This is a genomic window from Fusobacterium ulcerans (assembly GCF_003019675.1).
GTDB lineage: Bacteria > Fusobacteriota > Fusobacteriia > Fusobacteriales > Fusobacteriaceae > Fusobacterium_A > Fusobacterium_A ulcerans.
In genome coordinates this window covers 3137211-3157121 of record NZ_CP028105.1, presented here as the reverse complement: position 1 = coordinate 3157121, position 19911 = coordinate 3137211, and the positions used below count along the sequence as shown (strand labels likewise).

Genomic DNA, 19911 nt, shown 5'->3' with positions numbered 1-19911 from the left:
TAAAAATGGAAAAAGTTTTACCTATAGTGCTGACAATAGGAATTTTTATAGTAGGAATACTTTCTATACCTTTAGGAAGTGTTCCTGTTCCTCTGGAATATATATTTAGTCCAGAGAAAGCCCCAGAATACATGAGAATAATAATATTTAATTTGAGACTTCCAAGAATTGTTATGGCAGTTCTGATAGGGATGATGCTTTCTTCAAGCGGAGCTGTAGTTCAGACAGTATTTCAAAATCCATTGGCTGATCCATATATTATAGGGATAGCAGCAAGTGCAACTTTTGGAGCAGTAATAGCTTTTGTATTTGGGATGCCGGATTTTATGTACGGTGTCATTGCATTTGTTACCTGCCTTACAAGTACACTGTTGATTTTTAAAATGGCTAAAAAAGGAAATAAAGTGAATGTAGCAACTCTCCTTATAGTTGGAATAGCAGTTTCATCATTCTTAGGGGCATTTACTTCTTTTGCTATGTATCTCATAGGTGAAGATTCTTTCAAAATAACAATGTGGATGATGGGATATTTAGGAAACGCAACATGGAAAAGAGTTATTTTCATATTGATACCATTGATATTTTCAGTGGGCTATTTTTTTTCTAAAAGAAATCAGCTGGATGCTCTTCTGTCAGGAGATGAAGAGGCACATTCGCTGGGAGTAGATGTAAATCGGCTAAAGGTGAAGATTTTGACGGTATCTGCATTGATAGTTGCTTTTTCAGTTGCTTTTTCAGGAATGATAGGATTTGTAGGACTTATAATACCGCATACTATAAGAATGCTGGTAGGGCCGTCAAATACTAAAATGCTTCCAAGTACTATACTGGCAGGAGGTTTCTTTCTCCTTATCTGTGATACTTTTGGAAGAATAGTATTAGCTCCGGTAGAAGTTCCAATAGGAGTAATAACTGCATTTTTTGGTGCACCATTCTTTCTGTATTTAGCTCTAAGAAATAAAAGGAGAGAGTTTTAATGGATGTAATAAAAGTAGAAAAATTAGATTTTTCTTATGGAAATAAACAGATACTAAAAAAGATAGATTTAGATATCAAATCAAAAAAACTTACTGGAATACTTGGACCTAATGGCTGTGGTAAATCTACATTGCTGAAAAATATTCTGGGATATTTGAAAAATGATTCAGGAAAGATAAAAATATTAGATAAAGACAGCAAAGACTATACACAAAAAGAAAAAGCAAAATGTATTTCTCTAGTTCCACAGAAATCACAGCTGATGTCTTCTATGGATGTAGAGGACTTTGTACTTATGGGAAGGCTTCCTCATTTGCAGAATAGTTGGGATGGATATACTCAGAAAGATAAAGAAGCAGCTCATAGATGTATCTCTCATCTAGAACTTGAAAGTTTTATAAAAAGAAAGGCAGTTACTCTTTCAGGAGGAGAATTTCAAAGAGTGCTTTTAGCAAGGGCATTGACACAGGAAACAGATATAATACTTCTGGACGAGCCTACTTCTGCTCTTGACTTAAACCATGCTATAGATCTTATGGATAAAGTAAAGAAAATAATAGCTGAAAAAGGGATAACAGCAGTAGCAGTACTCCATGATCTTAACCTTGCAGCAATGTTCTGTGATGAAATAGTCATGATGAAAAATGGAAAAGTCTACTGTAAAGGAACTCCTAAAGAGACATTTACAGCTGCTAATTTGAAGGAAATCTATGAACTAGAATGCAGTATTTTTTATACAGAGGATGATATTCCTTATATAATCCCAAAATCAAAAGGAGGGAAAAAATGATAAAAAAGGTAATAATAGCAGCATTGATGCTTATATCAAGTCAGGAAATGCTTGCTTTAAAAATAGATGGAAATCATATAAAAGACAATCATGGAAATAGTATTGAAATCAAAGAATACAATAAATTGATCGTATTAGATCCAGCAGTAGTGGAAACTATATATTTACTGGGAGAAGAAGATAAGATAGCAGCCATTGGAAAAACTGCAATGAGCAAGATATACCCAGAGGAAAAAACAAAAGATTTGGAAAGTGTAGGAAATATAGCAAAACCAAGTCTTGAAAAAATTCTATCTTATACACCTGATCTGGTAATATTAAATGGAATGTCAACAAAGACTGGAGAGACTCTGAAAAGTTTAAAAATACCATATCTTATCACTGAAGCCAGCAGTATAGAAGAGATACTGGACAATATAAAGGCTTATGGAGAGATTGTTGGAAAAAAATCTGAAAGTGAAAAGCTATATAATGAAAGTGTGGCTAAAGTAGAAGAGCTGAAAGAGAGAGTTAAAGATAAACCTCTTGGCTTAAAAGGAACTGTCCTATATTCAGTATCACCAATGATGGGATTCAACAGCAAGACTCTTCCAGGAGAAGTTCTTGAACTTCTTGGAGTTGAAAATATAACTAATGAGCTGACAGGAGAGAGACCTATAATATCACAGGAATTTCTTTTGAAGGAGAATCCAGATTTCTTAGCAGGAGCTATGAGCATAAAATCAACTGATGATATTAAGAACAGCAATCCAGCGATAAAAGAGATAAAAGCAGGACAGAAAGATAATATCTTTATTGTAGATTCTAATAAGATATTGAGAGGATCCCCTAGAATTTTTGAATTAGTGGAAGAATTTTATGAAGAACTTTTAAAAGTTAAAAAATAAAGAAGAAAAGGATTCCAACAATTCCACTGTTGCATCTCAGTAATTATAGCAGTTAAAATTCTAACTGCTTAATTACTGGAAACACAAAAGTTGAGATAAATTTTAGGTTATCCTTTTTTTATCTTAATGTTTTAAGTTTTAAAATATGAAAACTAACACCCATAAACACAACAGCAAGCATTATTCTCACATGAAAGTGATCTACTTTATACATTGAAAATCCTATACTTAAAACCAAAAAGGAAATGGCAGTTATTTTATTTTTTAATGTTATTCCTTTTTTTTCATTGTAATCCCTGATATATTGTCCAAAAACTTTGTTGTTCAAAATATAATTGTGAAATTTTTCAGAAGAACGGCTGAAACAGTAAGCACTAAGCAGTAAAAATGGGGTAGTTGGCAGTAATGGAAGTATGATCCCTACTATTCCCAATATCAATGAAACAAAACCTAAAACAAATAATAATCTTTTCTTAACCATGACTAACTCCTTTTTTTAATATCTACATAAATAATAATATTAAATCAGATTTATGTCAATATATAAAATTTTATTTCGAAATATTTTGATATTCTAAATTAATATGATATAAGTATAAATATAAAATAATAAATTCAGCTGGAGGTGAAAAGCTTTGGAATCTGTAATTGAAAAGAATAATCTATATAGAGATAATTTAAAGGTAATAAAAAAAACAAAAGACAAGGTCATATATAAAGTAAAATGCCTAGATGGAGATGGAGAGATAATATGCCATCATGTATTCCCCGGAATAGATATTATTTACAATAATTTCAATACATTTCACTCCTTTGAACCTGAAAATATTTCCAGAGATATTATAGAGATAAATCATTGCAGAAAGGGAAGATTTGAATGTAAAGTCGAAAATGATTCATATATATATCTTGGCGAAGGAGATTTAGAGGTAAACAGCTGTCAAATTCAAAGAGAAACTTCTGGCTTCCCTCTAGGATATTATGAGGGGGTAGAAGTATTAATTGATATAGAAACAGCAAAAGAATTTCTTAGGGGAATAATGGAAGGGATAGAAATAGACTTTGACAAAATGAAGAAAAGGCTGTTTTCAAATAAAGATTATTTTATAGTCAGGGCAACAGATGAGATAGAACATATATTTCATGAGCTGTATAATGTGGATGAGAGAATCCAAAAGGGATATTTTAAAATAAAAGTATTAGAGCTTCTGCTGTTTTTCAGTATAGTTCCAATAGAAAAATCCAATCTCCTATCTCCTTATTTTCCTAAAAATCAAGTAGAAAAAGCAAAGCATATCAAAGAACATTTAATAGATGATTTAGAGAAAAATGTAACACTTCAGGAATTGGCACAAGAGCATGAAATAGGACTGACTACTTTGAAGAAATGCTTTAAGGGAATATATGGAAAATCTATCTCTGTATGGAGAAGAGAGTATCGTATATATAAGGCTGCATCTATGCTGAAAGAAACGGATATGACAATAGCTGAAATATCAGGAAAGATGGGATATGACAATCCAAGTAAATTTGCATCTGTTTTTAAGAAAGTGATAGGCTGCTCTCCCTCTGAATATAGAAAAAAATAACTATAGCATTTAACTGAAATTCTGAAGTTATCTATTAAAATTCATCATATATTTTGTCTAATAAAAAATTAAATATCATGTCCGAATATGACAAGACCTCAAATAGAAATTATGATATAATAGTAGTATTATAAGAGAATGGATAACATTTTGGATAGATTTGATAAAGGGGTTTTTCATTGGAAATTTATCCATAAAAAATATAATCTATGGTGTATTGGTAAAGAGCAGTATTAATGAGGGGTGAGATATATTATGGAGGAAGATTTAATATATGAGATACTTTCTGTGGTAGATGAGATCCCAGAAGGTCGTGTTGCTACTTATGGGCAGATTGCAAAGTTAATCGGCAGAGATAAAAATTCAAGACTTGTGGGAAAAGTTCTCAGTATGGCAGAATATTATGGAGAGTATCCTTGCCATAGAGTAGTTAATTCTGCTGGACGACTTGTTCCCGGCTGGGGAGCACAGAGGCTGTTGTTAGAGGAAGAGGGTGTTGTTTTAAAAAATAAAACTCATGTAGACTTGAAAAAATATCAGTGGGATTATTCAGAATAAACAGAGATATTAAACTATAATATAGTTATGATTATCTCAGTAGTTTAAATAAAAAAACAAAAGTTGATATTACCTTAATCTCAGTAACTTAAAATGGAGGAATATATAGATGGCAGATGTGATTGTTTTATTTGAAGTGAAACCTACTAAAGAAGGTATGCAGAAATATTTAGATTTGGCAGCAATGTTGAAACCCATGCTGTCAGGATTTGAAGGATTCATTAGAGCAGAACGATTTGCCAGTCTGAATGAAGAAGGGAAGCTCTTATCTATGAATGTATGGACAGATGAAACAGCTGTAGAGCGTTGGCGTAATGTGATGGAGCATCGTATGAGCCAGAAGGAAGGCAGAGATAATTTATTTGAATCATATAAGATTACAGTTTGCTCAGTAATCAGGGAATATTCGGACAAAGAACGAGATGAAGCACCTGTGGATTCAAATGAATACTTTAATTAACAGTCAGCAGTTTTAGGGAGGGAAAGATGGATTTACTAGCTTTTTTAAAGGGTCATGCTCCATGTTATATTTATAATGGAGAGCAGATTGCAAGCCAATGTCAAAAACTAAAAAGGGAACTTTCTGGTTTTGAATTTTTATATTCCATTAAAACAAATCCTTTTTCACATATAATTCAAAATATTTCAAAAGAAGGGTTTGGTGCAGATGCAGCTTCTGCTGGGGAAGTGTTTCTTTCACTAAAAAATGGAATAGCACCAGAGAAGATATTTTACTCTGCTCCGGGAAAAACAGAAGAAGCCATTGAAATATGCTATGGAAAATGTACAATTATTGCTGACAGTATATCAGAGATTAGACATATCAATGCGATAGCAGCCAAGCACAAGGAAATTGTAAAGATAGGAATTAGTGTGAATTCTAATTTTTCAATGAAGAATGAATGTGGAACTTCCAGCAAATTTGGAATTGATATAGAACAGCTTTTAAAGGTAGAAGATACTTTAGCAGAATATTCAAACATTAAAATTACTGGTATTCATATCCATATTCAATCACAAATACTGGATTTTCAAATATTAGGAAAATATTATAAGAACTGCTTTGAGCTTGCTAAAAAAATTCATTCTATGAAGAATGTTAATATTGAATTTATTAATTTTGGAAGTGGAATAGGTGCTTTATATAGAGAAACACAAGATAAGTCTGTAGATTTAGAAAAACTCAACAAGATGATTTCTGAAATTGCAGAAGAAAATCATGCTGTATTGAATGCAAAGCTTTTAATTGAAACAGGGCGTTTTATTACTTGTAATGCAGGAAAATATTATACACCAATTGTAGATATAAAAGAATCTTTGGGGCAGAAATATTTAATTGTAGAAAATGCAATGAATGGATTTATGCGTCCAGCTATAGCGAATCTGATTTATAAAGCTGCTGGAGAAATTCTTACAGGTTATGAACCTCTATATACTTGTCAGGATGAGTTTAGTGTTCAGGTATTAAATGAGTCAGTTGAAAAAGAAAAGGTTAATATTGTAGGGAATCTTTGTACAGCCTTAGATGTTATTCGTGAAAATGCAGAAGTAAATCACGCACAAATAGGAGATATTATTGAGATTACTAATGCAGGAAGTTATGCATATTCGTTATCTCCACTTTTGTTTTCAAGTCATAAAATTCCAAAACAATATTATTTATATAAAGATAAAATTTATGAGGATGAATTATTATAAATAGTGATTATATAGAATTGATATAATATAAAACTTATTGCAAAATATGCTCTTGAACTTGAAAATGGAATATTATTTTCCTGATAGTACATAAAACCTATTAGGTAAGATCACTATTATTATATAAGCTGTCACACTGTGGGACTAGGAGCTGCGACCTAGTCCTTTTTATATTATAAAATTTAAATTTATTTATGAAACTTGCAAAGGAATTTAGATAATACAATCTGCTAAGAAAAGGATATGTAGAGAGGAAAAATAATTGTCTTTTTGGAGCATAGGAAACTTTTCAGAGTAGAAAGATATTTTGAAATAAAATACAATGAATTATCATAAATGAAAAGAGGTATACATATGTTCAAAGAAGGGAAAATGAGTATGATGTATTTTGTGGGAAAGCATAGATTTTTATTAATTGCAGGGTGTGTATTGTCAGGGGCAAGTGCATTAATTATGATGTGCCCCTTTATACTTTTATGGAAAGTAGTAGAGGAAGTATTAAAGGGGATAGCAGATGTATCAAAAATTGATGGAGAAGCAGTAATAAAATATGGGCAGTGGGCAGTTTTTAGTGCATTGATAGGATTTGCTGTATATTTTATAGCTCTCATGTGTACTCATGTGGCAGCTTTTTATACTGCATTTAATATGAAATCGAAGGCATTGAGGTACATGTCAGAACTTCCATTAGGTTATTTTATAGATAATCCAAGTGGAAAATTAAGAAAAATTATAGATGAAAACTCAAAAATGACAGAAAGCTTTATAGCTCATCTACTTCCAGATCTAACTGGAGCAGTGACGACTTTTGCTGTAATGCCTGTGATACTCCTCGTATTTGACTGGAGACTGGGAATAATTTGTCTGGTTCCTATGGGAGTGGGATTTTTTATACAGTATAAATCAATAACGGGGGATTCTATAAAATATATAAGACAGTATCAGGATTCTCTTGAAAATATGAATAATGAAGCAGTAGAATATGTACGAGGAATACCAGTGGTAAAAGTATTTCAGCAGACTGTATATTCCTTTAAAAGTTTTTATAATACTATAATGGAATACAAGAAATTTGTAATAAAATTCTGTCAGGAATTTAAAAATCCAATGACCTTATTTACAACTGTGATTAATGGAACTTTTGTACTGCTGATACCAGCTGGAATAATCTTGATAAAAAGTTCATATGATCCTTTAAAATTTTTACAGAACTTCATATTCTATATTCTTTTCATTCCACTGTGTTCAATGATGATAAATAAGATAATGTACATAGGAGAAGCTAAATCTGTAGCAGATGAATCTGTAAAACGTATTGCCTCTCTACTGAAAGAGAAGAAATTGGGAAAACCAGTGGAAGCTAAATTTCCAGATAATTATAGGATAGAATTTTCTGATGTGTCTTTTACATATAAAGGAAAAGATAATCCAGCTGTAAATAATGTGAGCTTTACTATTCCACAGGGAACAACAACAGCACTGGTAGGAGAATCAGGAAGTGGAAAGACAACAACAGGAGCATTAATTCCAAGATTCTGGGATATAGAAAAAGGAAAAATCCTTATAGGCGGAGTGGATATTAAAGAGATAGAAATGTCTGAATTGATGAAGATGGTATCTTTTGTTTTTCAGGATATTCATCTTTTTAAAAGAAGTATTTTGGATAATATTCGCATCTCAAAGCCAGAAGCATCTATAGATAAAGTAATGGAAGCAGTAAAAGCTGCACAATGTGAAGATATAATTAAAAAATTTCCTGATGGAATAGAAACAGTAATTGGAGCAAAAGGGGTATATCTTTCAGGTGGAGAGATGCAGAGAATAGCCATAGCGGGAGCTATTTTAAAAGATTCTCCTATAATAGTACTAGATGAGGCAACAGCTTTTGCAGACCCAGAAAATGAGTATAAAATTCAGAGAGCATTGGAAGTTCTTACTAAAAATAAGACAGTGGTGATGATAGCTCACAGACTTTCTACAATAAAAAATGCAGATCAGATAATAGTTTTGAAAGATGGAGAAATAGCTGAAAGAGGTAAGCATAATATTCTTGTAGAGAAAAAGGGAATCTATGCAGAAATGTGGAAAAATTATCAAACTTCTGTGAAATGGGATATTAAAAAGGGAAGTGAAAAAAATGCTTAAAGAAATATTTGCTCTCAGCAATCAGGGGGAAAAGGATTTGAAAAAAGGGATACTGGCTAGTGCAGCAGCTAATATAAGTTTCCTGTTTCCAGCCGGATTACTTCTTTTATCAATAAGAGATTTGATGATGTATATAGAAAAGAATGGTGCATATAATATAAATATTTTAGCTTATGCAGGGTATTCAGTGGTATTTTCAGCCATTATATTAGTTACCCACAGAATACAATATGACAGTACATATTTTTCAGCATATTCTGAGAGTGCTGATAGAAGGGTGGCATTGGCAGAGAAGCTTCGCAAACTTCCTTTATCATTCTTTGGAAAGAAGGATCTTTCAGAATTAACAATTACAATTATGGGAGACTGTACAGACCTTGAGCATACTTTCTCTCATTCGGTTCCACAGCTTTTTGGAAGCTTGATTTCAGTGACTTTAGTTGGAATAGGCTTATTTGTTGTCAATTGGAAAATGGCTTTAAGTGCAGTATTTGTTTTTCCAATAGCTATTATAATAACTGTTGGAAGTAAATTTCTACAGGATAAAATGGGGAAAAAGAAGATAGATGCAAAACTGGCAGCTTCAGACAAAGTACAGGAATATCTGGAAAATATTAGAGAGATAAAGTCATATAATATAGAAGAGAAATATTTAAATGATTTAGATGATAGTTTCTTTAAAATCATAAAAGCTTCTTTGATATCAGAGCTCACAACAGGAACTTTGATAGTATCAGCTCAGGGAATATTGAGATTAGGCTTTGCAGCAGTAACCCTTACAGGTATAAAACTATTTTTAAATGGAGAGATAGATTTTCTGGTATATCTTATGTATCTGTTTACAATCTCAAGGCTGTATGATCCCCTATCAGTAGTATTGATACAGATTGGAGATATATTCAATTCTCTGCTTACAATAAAAAGAATGAAGGATATAAACGATCAGAAGATTCAAGAGGGAGCAAAGGAATTTTTTTGTGATAATTATGATATTGTTTTTGAAAATGTAGAGTTTGCATATAATAATAATGAAAAAGTATTAAATGGAATCTCTTTTGTAGCAGAACAAGGGCAGATAACTGTATTGGCTGGAGAATCAGGAGGAGGGAAAAGTACTGCTGTCAAACTGGCAGCTAGATTCTGGGATGTTACAAATGGAAAAATAACTTTAGGTGGTGTAGATATAAGTACTGTTGACCCAGAGGTACTTCTTGAAAAATTCTCTATAGTATTTCAAGATGTAGTATTATTCAATGGAACTATATTGGAAAATATAAGGATAGGAAAACGAGGTGCATCTGATGAAGAAGTCTATATGGCAGCTAAAGCAGCACAATGTGATGAATTTATAAAAAGGTTCCCTCTAGGATATAATACTGTAATAGGAGAAAACGGCTCAACTCTTTCAGGGGGAGAAAGACAGAGAATATCAATAGCAAGAGCATTATTAAAAGATGCACCTATAATTCTCTTAGATGAAGCAACTGCTTCACTGGATGTTGAAAATGAAACTCTTATCCAATCTGCTCTAGGTAAATTGATAAAAAATAAAACTGTACTCCTTATAGCTCATCGTATGAGAACAGCAGCATCAGCAGATAAGATAATAATATTGAAAGATGGAAAGATAGCAGAACAGGGAAGTCCGAAAAATCTGATGAAAATAAAAGGGATGTACTATAAAATGGTGGAACTTCAAAATCAGAATTTAGAGTTGGAATTTAGGGAATAGATACTTATAGAATAATTGTATTCTAAAAAATTAAAAAAAACAGTTCAAAAATATAAAAAATAAAAAAATATTTTAAAAAAATTATTGACTTTAATAGGAGATAGGGATATAATTGAGAAAATTATTTCATAGGAGGAGAGCAGAATGCTAAGGAGATTAAGGAACAGATTAAAAATAAATAATAATTATATGTTCCTTAAAGAAAGTTTGTGGTTTGAATAGCATTTTGTATCTAACTAATTTATAGATTAAGATGTCTTTATTTGTAATCAACATCAGTCTTTTTGGGGCTGGTGTTTTTTTTATATAAAAATCGAGGAGGAAGATTTATGAAAAAGATTTTAGCTTTATTAACAGTAGTAATGGTTGTAGTATTTGTAGGGTGTGGAAAAGAAAAAGAGGTAAAAACTACAGAGAAAGTCTATGTAATTGGAACAAATGCAGAGTATCCGCCATTTGAATATTTGGAAAACAGTAAGATAGTTGGATTAGATCCAGATATTATGGAAGAATTTTCTAAAAGAATGGGATTTCAATATAAATGGGCGAATATGAATTTTGATGGGTTGATTTCAGCATTACAAACTAGAAAAGTGGATATTATAATAGCAGGTATGAGTATCAGTGATGAGAGAAAAAAATATATTAATTTTTCTACTCCATATATCTCACCAGCAATGTGCTATATAGCACTGAAAACTAGTCCTATGACAACTATAGAAGATTTGGAAAATAAGAGATTTGGAATAGAATTAGGAACAACTGAAGAAGATATTGTAAAGAAAGTTCCTGGAGCAGTAATAGTACCATTTTCAGGACATACAGCAGCTCTATTTGCTTTGAAATCAGGGAAAATAGATTCTATGCTGTTAGATGCTACAGTAGCTAAAAAATATCTGGAAAATAACCCAGACTTGAAAACAGTAGTAACAGTAGAAGGAGAAAATAAGGCAATGGCTTTTAATATAGAGGATGTTGAATTGAAAGATAAATTTGATAAAGTCTTAAAAGAAATGATGGAAGATGGAACTATTGATAAATTAAAAGCAAAGTATGGTATTTAAAATGGCAGTTAATTCTATAAAAATGCTGATTTCAGAAGAAAATCTCATTCAAAATATAAAGTATTTAGAGAAGAAATATGCAAAGAAAATACTTCCAGTGCTTAAAGCTAATGCTTATGGGCATAGTATAGAAATGGTATCAGAAATACTTTATGATAATGGATACAGAGAATTTGCAGTGGCTCGCTTAAATGAAGCTGAAAAAATACTGCAAAATAAAAAAGTTACAGACAGCAGAATACTTGTATTTGAAAGTATTGGAAGAGAATTTTTTGATGTTGTAAAAAGTAATAATACCATAGAGATATCAGCCAATACTCTGGCAGAATTAAAAGAATTTATAGAAAATGGAATCTCTCCAGATAGAATACAATTAAAGATAGACTTTGGCTTCGGAAGAAATGGAATAATTCAAGAGGATATTGAAAATTTAAAGAAATATATTGAGAAAAAAAACTTGTCTTTCAAAGGGATATATTCACATCTTTATGCAGTGGAGTATGATGAGGGAGCAGAGCTTATTGAAAAATTTACAGAGACAGTAAAATATTTAGGTAAAGAGAGATTTCAAATGATTCATATACAAAATAGCGTAGGTATATTATTATATGGAAATTGTGATATGATGACGCATCTTAGACCGGGGATATATATCTATGGGTTGCAGGAAGAAGGTTTTTTTCAAGAAGGATTAAAGCAGGTATTTAAATTAGAGGGGAAAATAGCAGGAGTAAGAGATGTGAGTAAATCAAAATACTTAGCTTACAATTTAAAAACTACTTTATCTGAGAATGATTTTAATTATGCAGCAAAGATAAAAATTGGATATGGAGAAGGGTTTTCTAAAGCAAATGAAAAAAGCTGCTGTTTGATAAATGGGAAATCATACAAAATACTCTTGGTAACTATGGACAATACTTTTATAGAAGTGGATGAGTCAATAAAAGAGGGAGATCATGTGGCACTGTATTCTGATGTATCAAAAGTGAGAGAAGATACAGGACTTCATATATGTGAAGTTCTTCCTGTAATAAGTTCAAGGATAGTAAGAGAAAAAATATAGGTATTAAAAGAGAAACAGATAATTAAATAAAAAAATGAGGAGACCAAACTTCTAAAATTAATCAAGTCTTGGTTTTCCTCATTTTCATTTTATTCAGCTACCTCAAATTCTGGATCGGTAAATTCATCTTTTTTGATTTTTCCTCCAGAATAATAGATATTATTCCAGATAAGATTTTCATTTTTTGATGGAGATACATACTCTTTAGCCTTTTCTCCATTGAGATAGTATTCTTCTAAAACTTCACTATTATCTTGATTTATATATCTCTTCTGAAATATATTTCCATTTGTATAATATAGTGTAATACAAAGAGGTTCTTCATCTTTGAAGATACCAAGATATTCTATACAGCCAGAGGGATAATAAAAAACAGCCTGTCCATTTAATCTGCCATTTTTATAATCTACCGAATTTAATAAACGCCCCTCTTCATCTTTATTTACAAGGGTTCCAGTATAAGCTTTATCTTCTCCTTTTATGAAAATAATACTGGAATCTATATAAAGATTGGGATTCACTACTAATCTTTCAGAAAAACTAACTGCTGAAAGAAACAAAAAAACAAGTGATACAATTTTTTTCATATCCTACCCCTTTTTGTTTTTATACATTTTTAAGAAAGATTACTATCTATATATTTTTTTGTCATTTTTGATACCAGAAGTATCTATTTCAAGTTTAATAAGCTTGAAATTATCTCCTATTGTAGACTTGATGCTGTTATTTATTTCAGCACTGATTTTTTTTGCATAAGCATCATAATTTGCAACATTTACTTCTGAACCAGCTGCAAACTCTACATCTACTTCTACAACTCTGTCATCTTCGATGTCCACGTCTATTTCTTTTAAAGTTATTTTTTTACCAGCTTCAAGAACAGGGAAATTTTTATAAATTTCACCAGCTAATATATGCTCTTCTCTATCAAAATCTCCAGCAAAGCTCATTGCAGATAAAAGGCAGAACATACCTAATAGTGTTTTTTTCATTTTGGGTTCCTCCTTAAAATTATGTGTATTATAATCTTCCCCAGATGTATAATATAACTTTATTTTCCACAACATTTTTTATATTTTTTTCCGCTTCCACATGGACATGGATCATTTCTTCCTACTTTACTATTATTTACTATAGTTCCTTGTAATGGAAGCCATTTTTGATAGTACCATGTACCATTCTTTTTTACAAAATAGCTTTTCTCATGATGGACTACAGTTTTTCCTTTTTCCTTGTATGTAGCTTTAAATTCAACTATTCCCTCATCATCAGTTTCAGTTCCTTTATCAGTATTTACGATTTCAAGTCCCATCCATTCAGATTCTTTAGACCATTTTTCACACTCAGCCCAGTCTATACCAACCATGTGGTCAGGGTCATGTGTACTTTTGATAAATTCTATATCACCAGTGACATAGGCATTATATCTTGCTCTCATTAATTCTTCTGCTGTTTTGATTTCCATTAAAATTCTCCTGCTAATTTATCTAAATTTTCTCCTGTAACTCTGAATACTGTCCATTCGTCCATAGGAACAGCCCCCATTTTCTTATAGAATTCAATAGATGATTTATTCCAGTCAAGACACCACCATTCTACTCTTCCATAATTATTATCTTTTGCTACTTTTCCTAAGAAAGAAAGCATGATTTTTCCTATTCCCTTATTTCTGTATTCAGGCTTTACATAAAGATCTTCAAGGTATACTCCTGCTCTTCCTAAGAAAGTAGAAAAATTGTTAAAGAAAAGAGCAAAACTTACAGGCTCTCCATTTAACTCACCAAAAACTACCTGAGCTTTTTTATTTACAAATATAGATTCTCTAAGTACTTCTTCAGTTGCTACCACTTCATTTAAAAGATTTTCATAATCTGCAAGCTCTTTTATAAACTTTAAAATAAGAGGACACTCATCCTCAGTTGCAAACCTTATACTAAATCCATCTAACTTTGTCTGAAATTTTTCCATTTTCCCTCCTGAAAGAACAATGTAAGTATAACACTTATTTTATATATTATACTCGAACTCAATGGTAAAAGTCAATTTGAAGCCATAAGTATTGAAAAAATATATAAATCATATATATAGAAAAATTATAATTCATTTCCTCTGAAAATATAAATTTTCACAAACTTTTGAGATATATGAAAGAGACTTTTTAAAATAAATTTAAATTTACCTATTGACTATTTGAGATTTATTAGCTATATACAATAGTACAATGATTTAGGAACAAAATATCAGAAAGAACTTTCCAAAACAATAAGGGGGCATAATTATGAGAAACTTTGAAACATGCAACATAAGAAATATATCTCTTTTAGGACATAGAGGAAGTGGAAAAACTACTCTTACAGAAGCTTTGCTGTATATTTCTAAATTTTCAAACAAAATGGGATCTGTAGAAGAAGGAACAACAGTATCTGACTTTGATAAGGAAGAAACTCGTAGACTATTTTCGATAAACACTTCAATAGTTCCTGTAGAATATGGAGACTGCAAATACAATTTTTTAGATACTCCAGGTTATTTTGACTTTTCAGGTGAGGTATACTCAGCTGTCAGAGTATCAGGAAGTGCAGTTATAGTAATGGATGCTACATCAGGAGTAGAAGTAGGAACAGAAAAAGCATGGAGAATATTAGAAGAAAAGAAACTTCCAAGAATAATTTTCATCAACAAGATGGATAAGGGATATATTAATTATGAAAAATTGCTGCGTGAAATGAAAGAAAAATTTGGAAAGAAAATTGCTCCTTTCTGTGTACCAATTGGAGATAAAGAAGAATTTACAGGATTTGTAAATATAGTGGAATTAATAGGAAGAATATTCAATGGTGTAGAATGTGTAGATGGACCTATACCTGAAGATTTAGATATATCAGAAGTAAGAAATTTATTGCTTGAAGCTGTGGCAGAAACTGATGAAGCTTTAATGGATAAATATTTTAATGGTGAGGAATTTACTCTTGAAGAGATAAAAACTGGATTGCATAAAGGTGTAATTTCTGGAGATATAGTTCCTGTAATAGTTGGATCAGCTATACAGGGAATAGGGGTTCATACTTTATTTAAAATGATATCTGACTATATGCCTACACCAACTGAGATGTTCAATGGTGAAAGAGTTGGAACTAATCCAGTAACTGGAGAACCTGAAGCTAGAAAAATATGTAAAGATGAGCCTTTCTCAGCTATAGTTTTCAAAACTCTTGTTGACCCGTTTATTGGAAAAATATCATTATTTAAAATAAATTCAGGAACATTGAAAAGAGATACAGAAGTATTAAATCCTAATAAGAATAAAAAAGAAAGAATAGCTCAGATTATATATCTGAGAGGAAATAAACAGGAAGAAGCTCAGGAACTTGTAGCAGGAGATATTGGAGCTACTACTAAACTTCAGTTTACACAGACTGGAGATACATTATGTGACAAAGATAAACCTATAGTATATGATAGTATTGAACTTCCAGAAGCTTGTCTATATTCAAGTGTAGAGCCTGCACAAAAGGCTGATGATGAAAAATTAAGTACTTGCCTTCAAAGAATGATGGAGGAAGACCCTACATTTGTTATGTATAGAAATGCTGAAACTAAACAGCTGCTGATAGGTGGACAGGGAGAAAAACATCTATATGTAATCCTTTGTAAGATAAAAAATAAATTTGGAGTTCATGCTGTACTTACAGACCCAGTTGTATCTTATCGTGAAACAATAAAAGGAACAGCTTCAGTTCAAGGAAAACATAAGAAGCAATCTGGAGGAGCAGGACAATATGGAGATGTTCATATTAGATTTGAACCATCTGAAAAAGAGTTTGAATTTGTAGATGAAGTAAAAGGTGGAGTAGTACCTAAAACATATATGCCAGCAGTAGAAAAAGGACTTCTTGAAGCAAAGGAAAAAGGAATCCTTGCGGGATATCCAGTTATCAACTTTAAGGCAACTATATTTGATGGATCTTACCATCCAGTAGACTCTAACGAGATATCTTTTAAACAGGCAGCTGTACTTGCATTCAAAAAAGGAATAGAAATGGCTAAACCAGTTCTTTTAGAACCTATAATGAAGCTTGAAATTGTAGTTCCTGAAAGTTACATGGGAGATGTAATGGGAGATATGAACAAACGTAGAGGAAGAATTTTAGGAATGGAGCCTAATCAGTATGGAGAACAGGTATTGAATGTGGAAGTGCCTCAGGCTGAAATATTGAAATATGCTCTTGATCTTAGAGCGATGACTCAAGGAAGAGGACATTATAGATTTGAATTTGCAAGATATGAGGAAGTGCCAGAAGTATTAGCTAAAAAGATAATTGAAAGCAGAAAGGCATAATATTGTGACAGCAGAGACCATTTTCAGTAAAGAAATTTGCTGAGTGGTCTCTTTTTTTAAGGAGGGGATAAATGGGAGAAGTATTTATAGTTGATTTTGAGGAAAGACACCTTAACGATTTTAAGAAATTAGGATATGAATGGCTTTTAAAATATGATTTACTAGAGCCTGTAGATGAAGAGATGCTGAATAATCCTAAAGAAAAAATAATTGATGAAGGTGGATTTGTATATATTGCTGAAATAGATGGAGAGTGTGTAGGGACTGTTTCATTGGGAAAAATAGAAAATGGAGATTTTGAAATATTAAAACTTGCTGTTTCAGATAAATATCATGGAAAAAGAATTGGAAGTCTTCTTATGGAAAAATGTTTTGAAAAGGCAAGAGAGGAAGGAGCAAAGAAACTTCTGCTTTATTCTAATCATCAGTTGAAAGCGGCACTTCATTTGTATAAAAAGTATGGATTTGTAGATTTAGAGTATGATGAAAATAAATATGAAGAAGCAGATATAAAGATGGAATGTATACTGTAAATAAAAAAAGAGAGAATACAATCAAGAGAAGTATATTTTAGAGATTTGAAAATTAGAAAGAGCCCAATTTTCTATTGAAAAAGTTCTAAAATTATATTTCTACTTGCAGATATTCTCTCCTTTTATTTAGAATGTATATTTTACTCCCAGAGATACAGAAGATTCAAAATGATTTCTATTGATTAAACCATGAAGTCCAATGTTGTACTCTAAAAGAGTTTTTGTAGTATATGAAGCATTAAGATTTATAACCTCTGTATCTTTTGATACTTTCAATGGAGGAATTGTAAAATGTACATCAGGTTTGAAAATAAAGTCAGCATGGGTATTTCTAGGACTTTTACTTGAATGATACCATGTAAAATCTCCATTGATATTCCAATTTTCAGAAATGCTGTATTTGTATTTCAACCCTGCTTTCGATACAAGAGATGGAGAAGTATTCTTTTTAACATTTAAAGCATAGTTATCTTCATCAGTAGTTGTATCTTGTTTCTCATTGTATCCCTGATCTTTATTCCAGATATAGTCCAATCCAGCATAAGGATATACATAATTTTTTCTGTTATCTCCTGCTAATATGTATCCTGTCTCCCATCCAAAAGAAGTAAGGAAAGAATTGAAATCTCCTTTTATTTCTCTTTTGTTGTAATTATCCTCTCTGTCTAATATTCTTCTTTTCAGATCATGACGAGAATATCCCAATCCTGTCTGAAAAATATTCAGCCAGTTATTATACAGATAAGAGACGCTTCCAACAAGGGTAAACGAATCAATATCTTCTCTGCTGCTTCCTTTATCCTTAAAGTCAACTTTGCTTCCAATATATCCATAGTTCAGACCAAATGCAAAATTATTATAAGGGAAAATAGATTGGCCATTGAAACCATATGATCTGTATGAATAAGCTGGATGGTAGGAATTTCCATAATATTTACCATAAGATGTAATAAGTTCACCAGATTGTGTGTTTGAATTAGGGTTTAAATTAAATTCTCTGTTTAAAGAGTAGTTTTTTTCTCTGGCTTCCATATTATTTATTTCATGGATATTAGATTTTGGATAATTATATATAGAATCATAAAATCCACCAACTATATCATTGCTAGGGGCAGGATCATCAGGTTTTTTATTTAGAACGAGATAGAGTATACCATTATCTCTGTCGTATTCGTAATTTCCCAGCCATCCTTCAGCCACATTATTTACATCTACTTGTCCAATACTGCTGTTGTTTGTATCTTTAATATATAGTGTAGGAATTTTAATTACAGTATCATTGGTAACATATAAAGAATCCATAGGATTTTCATTAATTATACCATTGTTCACAAGCTTATTAGTACTCAATGTAGGAGTAAGAAGGTCGCTTACCTGAATATTTAATGTCAGCTTTATATTTGGATTGATAATTAAAGTTCCATCTAATTTATCTCTTGATACTGGAGGCATAGAAACAGAAGATGGGTTGTCTTTAAATTTATCAGGAGCTACAAGAACCATATCTTTATTTAGATTCCATGTTCCACCCTTTACTGCTATATTAGAAAAATTCTTGATAGTGTAATCTATTGTACCATTTGAAATAGGATTTACAGTTACTGGTGTTTTAGATAGAATAAGAGTATCAGTACCTCTGTTTCCTTCCACTATTCCTTTTATTTTAGAAGCAGTACCAAGTTCCAGAGTATTGTCACCATTCCCCATGAGAATAGCTATTTTTCCACCTTGTTCTATTGTTCCGTGATTCACAAAAGATGATGAGTTACTTACGGAGACTCCAACATTTCCCTTGTTGGCAATTATACCATAGTTTACTCCATGTCCTCCATTTTGTATTGCAAGTCCATAGCTTGAACCATTTCTTATTTCACCAGTAGGTGAATTTGTAAATGTACTGTTGTATACAGCTACTCCAAATCTTCCTTTGTTAGCAATAATTCCTTTATTTATTCCCTGACTTTTAGAGTCTATTGTGAATCCATAATTTCCACTATTGGAAATAGTTCCATCATTTGCACCATAACTATTATGTATATAGAAACCTGTATTTCCATCATTGGAGATTACTCCACTTTTTTCATTTACTGCATCTTTAGTAGAATAAGCAGAAATTCCATAGTCTCCTTTGTTTTCCACTTTTCCGAAGTTAGATACCTTTTCTCCATCAATCAATCGTATTCCAAAATTTCCTTTGTTAGAAATTATTCCGGTTTTTTCATTAACTATTGCTGAATCGCCAGAGACATCAATTCCATAATCACCATTATTCTCTATTGTTCCCAAATTCTGTATCGTTGAAAATGAAGAACCTGTTATTCCATGGGAGCCGTCATTTTTAATTATTCCAGTATTTATTATATTTGTGTGGTTAGATCCCACCAGACCATTGTAGATTGTTTCCGAATTAGTTATACTTTCATTTTCTTCAGCAGAACTATTTAAGTACATACCAAGAAAGATGAAAATTAATAGATATTTTTTCATTTTTCTCTCCTTGTAAAGTATATATTAATTGATTTTCCCCTACACTTT

General features: G+C 31.5%; 19 protein-coding genes. 13 read left to right on the top strand and 6 right to left on the bottom strand.

Translation table 11 applies throughout. The features are described from left to right. Nucleotides 1-5 precede the first annotated feature (5 nt). From C4N20_RS14540 to C4N20_RS14530, 3 genes are read left to right on the top strand one after another with little or no spacing between them, the layout of a single operon-like run. Nucleotides 6-977 carry a FecCD family ABC transporter permease gene (locus C4N20_RS14540; protein WP_005977311.1) on the top strand — a complete coding sequence of 324 codons (972 nt, stop codon included), beginning with the start codon at nt 6-8 and terminating at the stop codon, nt 975-977. Then, nucleotides 977-1768: an ABC transporter ATP-binding protein gene (locus C4N20_RS14535; RefSeq protein WP_005977313.1), complete on the top strand. Its 792-nt coding sequence runs from the start codon at nt 977-979 to the stop codon at nt 1766-1768. The genes C4N20_RS14540 and C4N20_RS14535 overlap by 1 nt, the downstream gene beginning before the upstream one ends. Next, nucleotides 1765-2655: an ABC transporter substrate-binding protein gene (locus tag C4N20_RS14530; RefSeq protein WP_005977315.1), complete on the top strand. Its 891-nt coding sequence runs from the start codon at nt 1765-1767 to the stop codon at nt 2653-2655. Before C4N20_RS14535 ends, C4N20_RS14530 begins: the two co-directional genes overlap by 4 nt. Before the next feature lie 118 nt (nt 2656-2773). On the opposite strand, the gene C4N20_RS14525 is transcribed toward C4N20_RS14530, so the two are convergent. Then, nucleotides 2774-3136 (bottom strand): YbaN family protein, encoded by a 363-nt coding sequence (locus tag C4N20_RS14525; protein WP_005977317.1) that lies wholly within the window; start codon nt 3134-3136, stop codon nt 2774-2776. Between the two features lie 154 nt (nt 3137-3290). Here C4N20_RS14525 and C4N20_RS14520 point away from each other — a divergent pair, with 154 nt between their 5' ends. The 8 genes from C4N20_RS14520 to C4N20_RS14485 all read left to right on the top strand — a co-directional run bounded on the left by C4N20_RS14520 (nt 3291) and on the right by C4N20_RS14485 (nt 12504). Next, nucleotides 3291-4244 (top strand): helix-turn-helix domain-containing protein, encoded by a 954-nt coding sequence (locus C4N20_RS14520; RefSeq protein ID WP_005977319.1) that lies wholly within the window; start codon nt 3291-3293, stop codon nt 4242-4244. A gap of 255 nt (nt 4245-4499) precedes the next feature. Continuing rightward, complete coding sequence (locus C4N20_RS14515; RefSeq protein ID WP_005977321.1) at nt 4500-4802, top strand: MGMT family protein; 303 nt, start codon at nt 4500-4502, stop codon at nt 4800-4802. A 109-nt stretch (nt 4803-4911) separates the two neighbouring features. Beyond that, nucleotides 4912-5262 (top strand): antibiotic biosynthesis monooxygenase family protein, encoded by a 351-nt coding sequence (locus tag C4N20_RS14510; protein ID WP_005977323.1) that lies wholly within the window; start codon nt 4912-4914, stop codon nt 5260-5262. A gap of 26 nt (nt 5263-5288) precedes the next feature. Continuing rightward, the gene (locus C4N20_RS14505) at nt 5289-6500 is read left to right on the top strand and encodes a diaminopimelate decarboxylase family protein (protein WP_005977325.1); all 1212 of its coding nucleotides are present in this window, start codon (nt 5289-5291) and stop codon (nt 6498-6500) included. Nucleotides 6501-6854: 354 nt separating this feature from the next. After that, nucleotides 6855-8645: an ABC transporter ATP-binding protein gene (locus tag C4N20_RS14500; protein WP_005977327.1), complete on the top strand. Its 1791-nt coding sequence runs from the start codon at nt 6855-6857 to the stop codon at nt 8643-8645. Further along, nucleotides 8638-10377 (top strand): ABC transporter ATP-binding protein, encoded by a 1740-nt coding sequence (locus tag C4N20_RS14495; protein WP_005977329.1) that lies wholly within the window; start codon nt 8638-8640, stop codon nt 10375-10377. The genes C4N20_RS14500 and C4N20_RS14495 overlap by 8 nt, the downstream gene beginning before the upstream one ends. Before the next feature lie 329 nt (nt 10378-10706). After that, nucleotides 10707-11441, top strand: coding sequence for a transporter substrate-binding domain-containing protein (locus C4N20_RS14490; protein WP_005977331.1), 735 nt, complete (start codon nt 10707-10709; stop codon nt 11439-11441). A 1-nt stretch (nt 11442) separates the two neighbouring features. Continuing rightward, complete coding sequence (locus C4N20_RS14485) at nt 11443-12504, top strand: alanine racemase (protein WP_231940508.1); 1062 nt, start codon at nt 11443-11445, stop codon at nt 12502-12504. Nucleotides 12505-12593: 89 nt separating this feature from the next. On the opposite strand, the gene C4N20_RS14480 is transcribed toward C4N20_RS14485, so the two are convergent. Genes C4N20_RS14480 through C4N20_RS14465 form a run of 4 tightly spaced genes read right to left on the bottom strand, consistent with a single transcriptional unit; the run spans nt 12594 to nt 14472 of the window. Beyond that, nucleotides 12594-13091: a toxin-antitoxin system YwqK family antitoxin gene (locus C4N20_RS14480; protein ID WP_005977336.1), complete on the bottom strand. Its 498-nt coding sequence runs from the start codon at nt 13089-13091 to the stop codon at nt 12594-12596. A gap of 42 nt (nt 13092-13133) precedes the next feature. Then, entirely contained in the window at nt 13134-13496 is a 363-nt protein-coding gene (locus tag C4N20_RS14475) for a hypothetical protein (protein ID WP_005977338.1), read from the bottom strand. Nucleotides 13497-13555: 59 nt separating this feature from the next. Next, a complete protein-coding gene (locus C4N20_RS14470; RefSeq protein WP_005977339.1) occupies nt 13556-13969 on the bottom strand; it encodes a YchJ family protein in 414 nt (137 codons plus the stop codon). Continuing rightward, on the bottom strand, nt 13969-14472 hold the full coding sequence (locus C4N20_RS14465; protein ID WP_005977341.1) for a GNAT family N-acetyltransferase: 504 nt from the start codon (nt 14470-14472) through the stop codon (nt 13969-13971). Before C4N20_RS14465 ends, C4N20_RS14470 begins: the two co-directional genes overlap by 1 nt. Before the next feature lie 310 nt (nt 14473-14782). Between C4N20_RS14465 and fusA the strand changes: the two genes are divergently transcribed. Both fusA and C4N20_RS14455 read left to right on the top strand, forming a co-directional pair. Further along, entirely contained in the window at nt 14783-16843 is a 2061-nt protein-coding gene (fusA, locus tag C4N20_RS14460; RefSeq protein WP_005977343.1) for an elongation factor G, read from the top strand. Nucleotides 16844-16914: 71 nt separating this feature from the next. After that, on the top strand, nt 16915-17376 hold the full coding sequence (locus tag C4N20_RS14455) for a GNAT family N-acetyltransferase (RefSeq protein WP_005977346.1): 462 nt from the start codon (nt 16915-16917) through the stop codon (nt 17374-17376). A 126-nt stretch (nt 17377-17502) separates the two neighbouring features. Here the strand turns inward: C4N20_RS14455 and C4N20_RS14450 are convergent, their stop codons facing one another. Next, nucleotides 17503-19863: an autotransporter outer membrane beta-barrel domain-containing protein gene (locus tag C4N20_RS14450; RefSeq protein WP_005977348.1), complete on the bottom strand. Its 2361-nt coding sequence runs from the start codon at nt 19861-19863 to the stop codon at nt 17503-17505. Nucleotides 19864-19911: the final 48 nt, after the last annotated feature.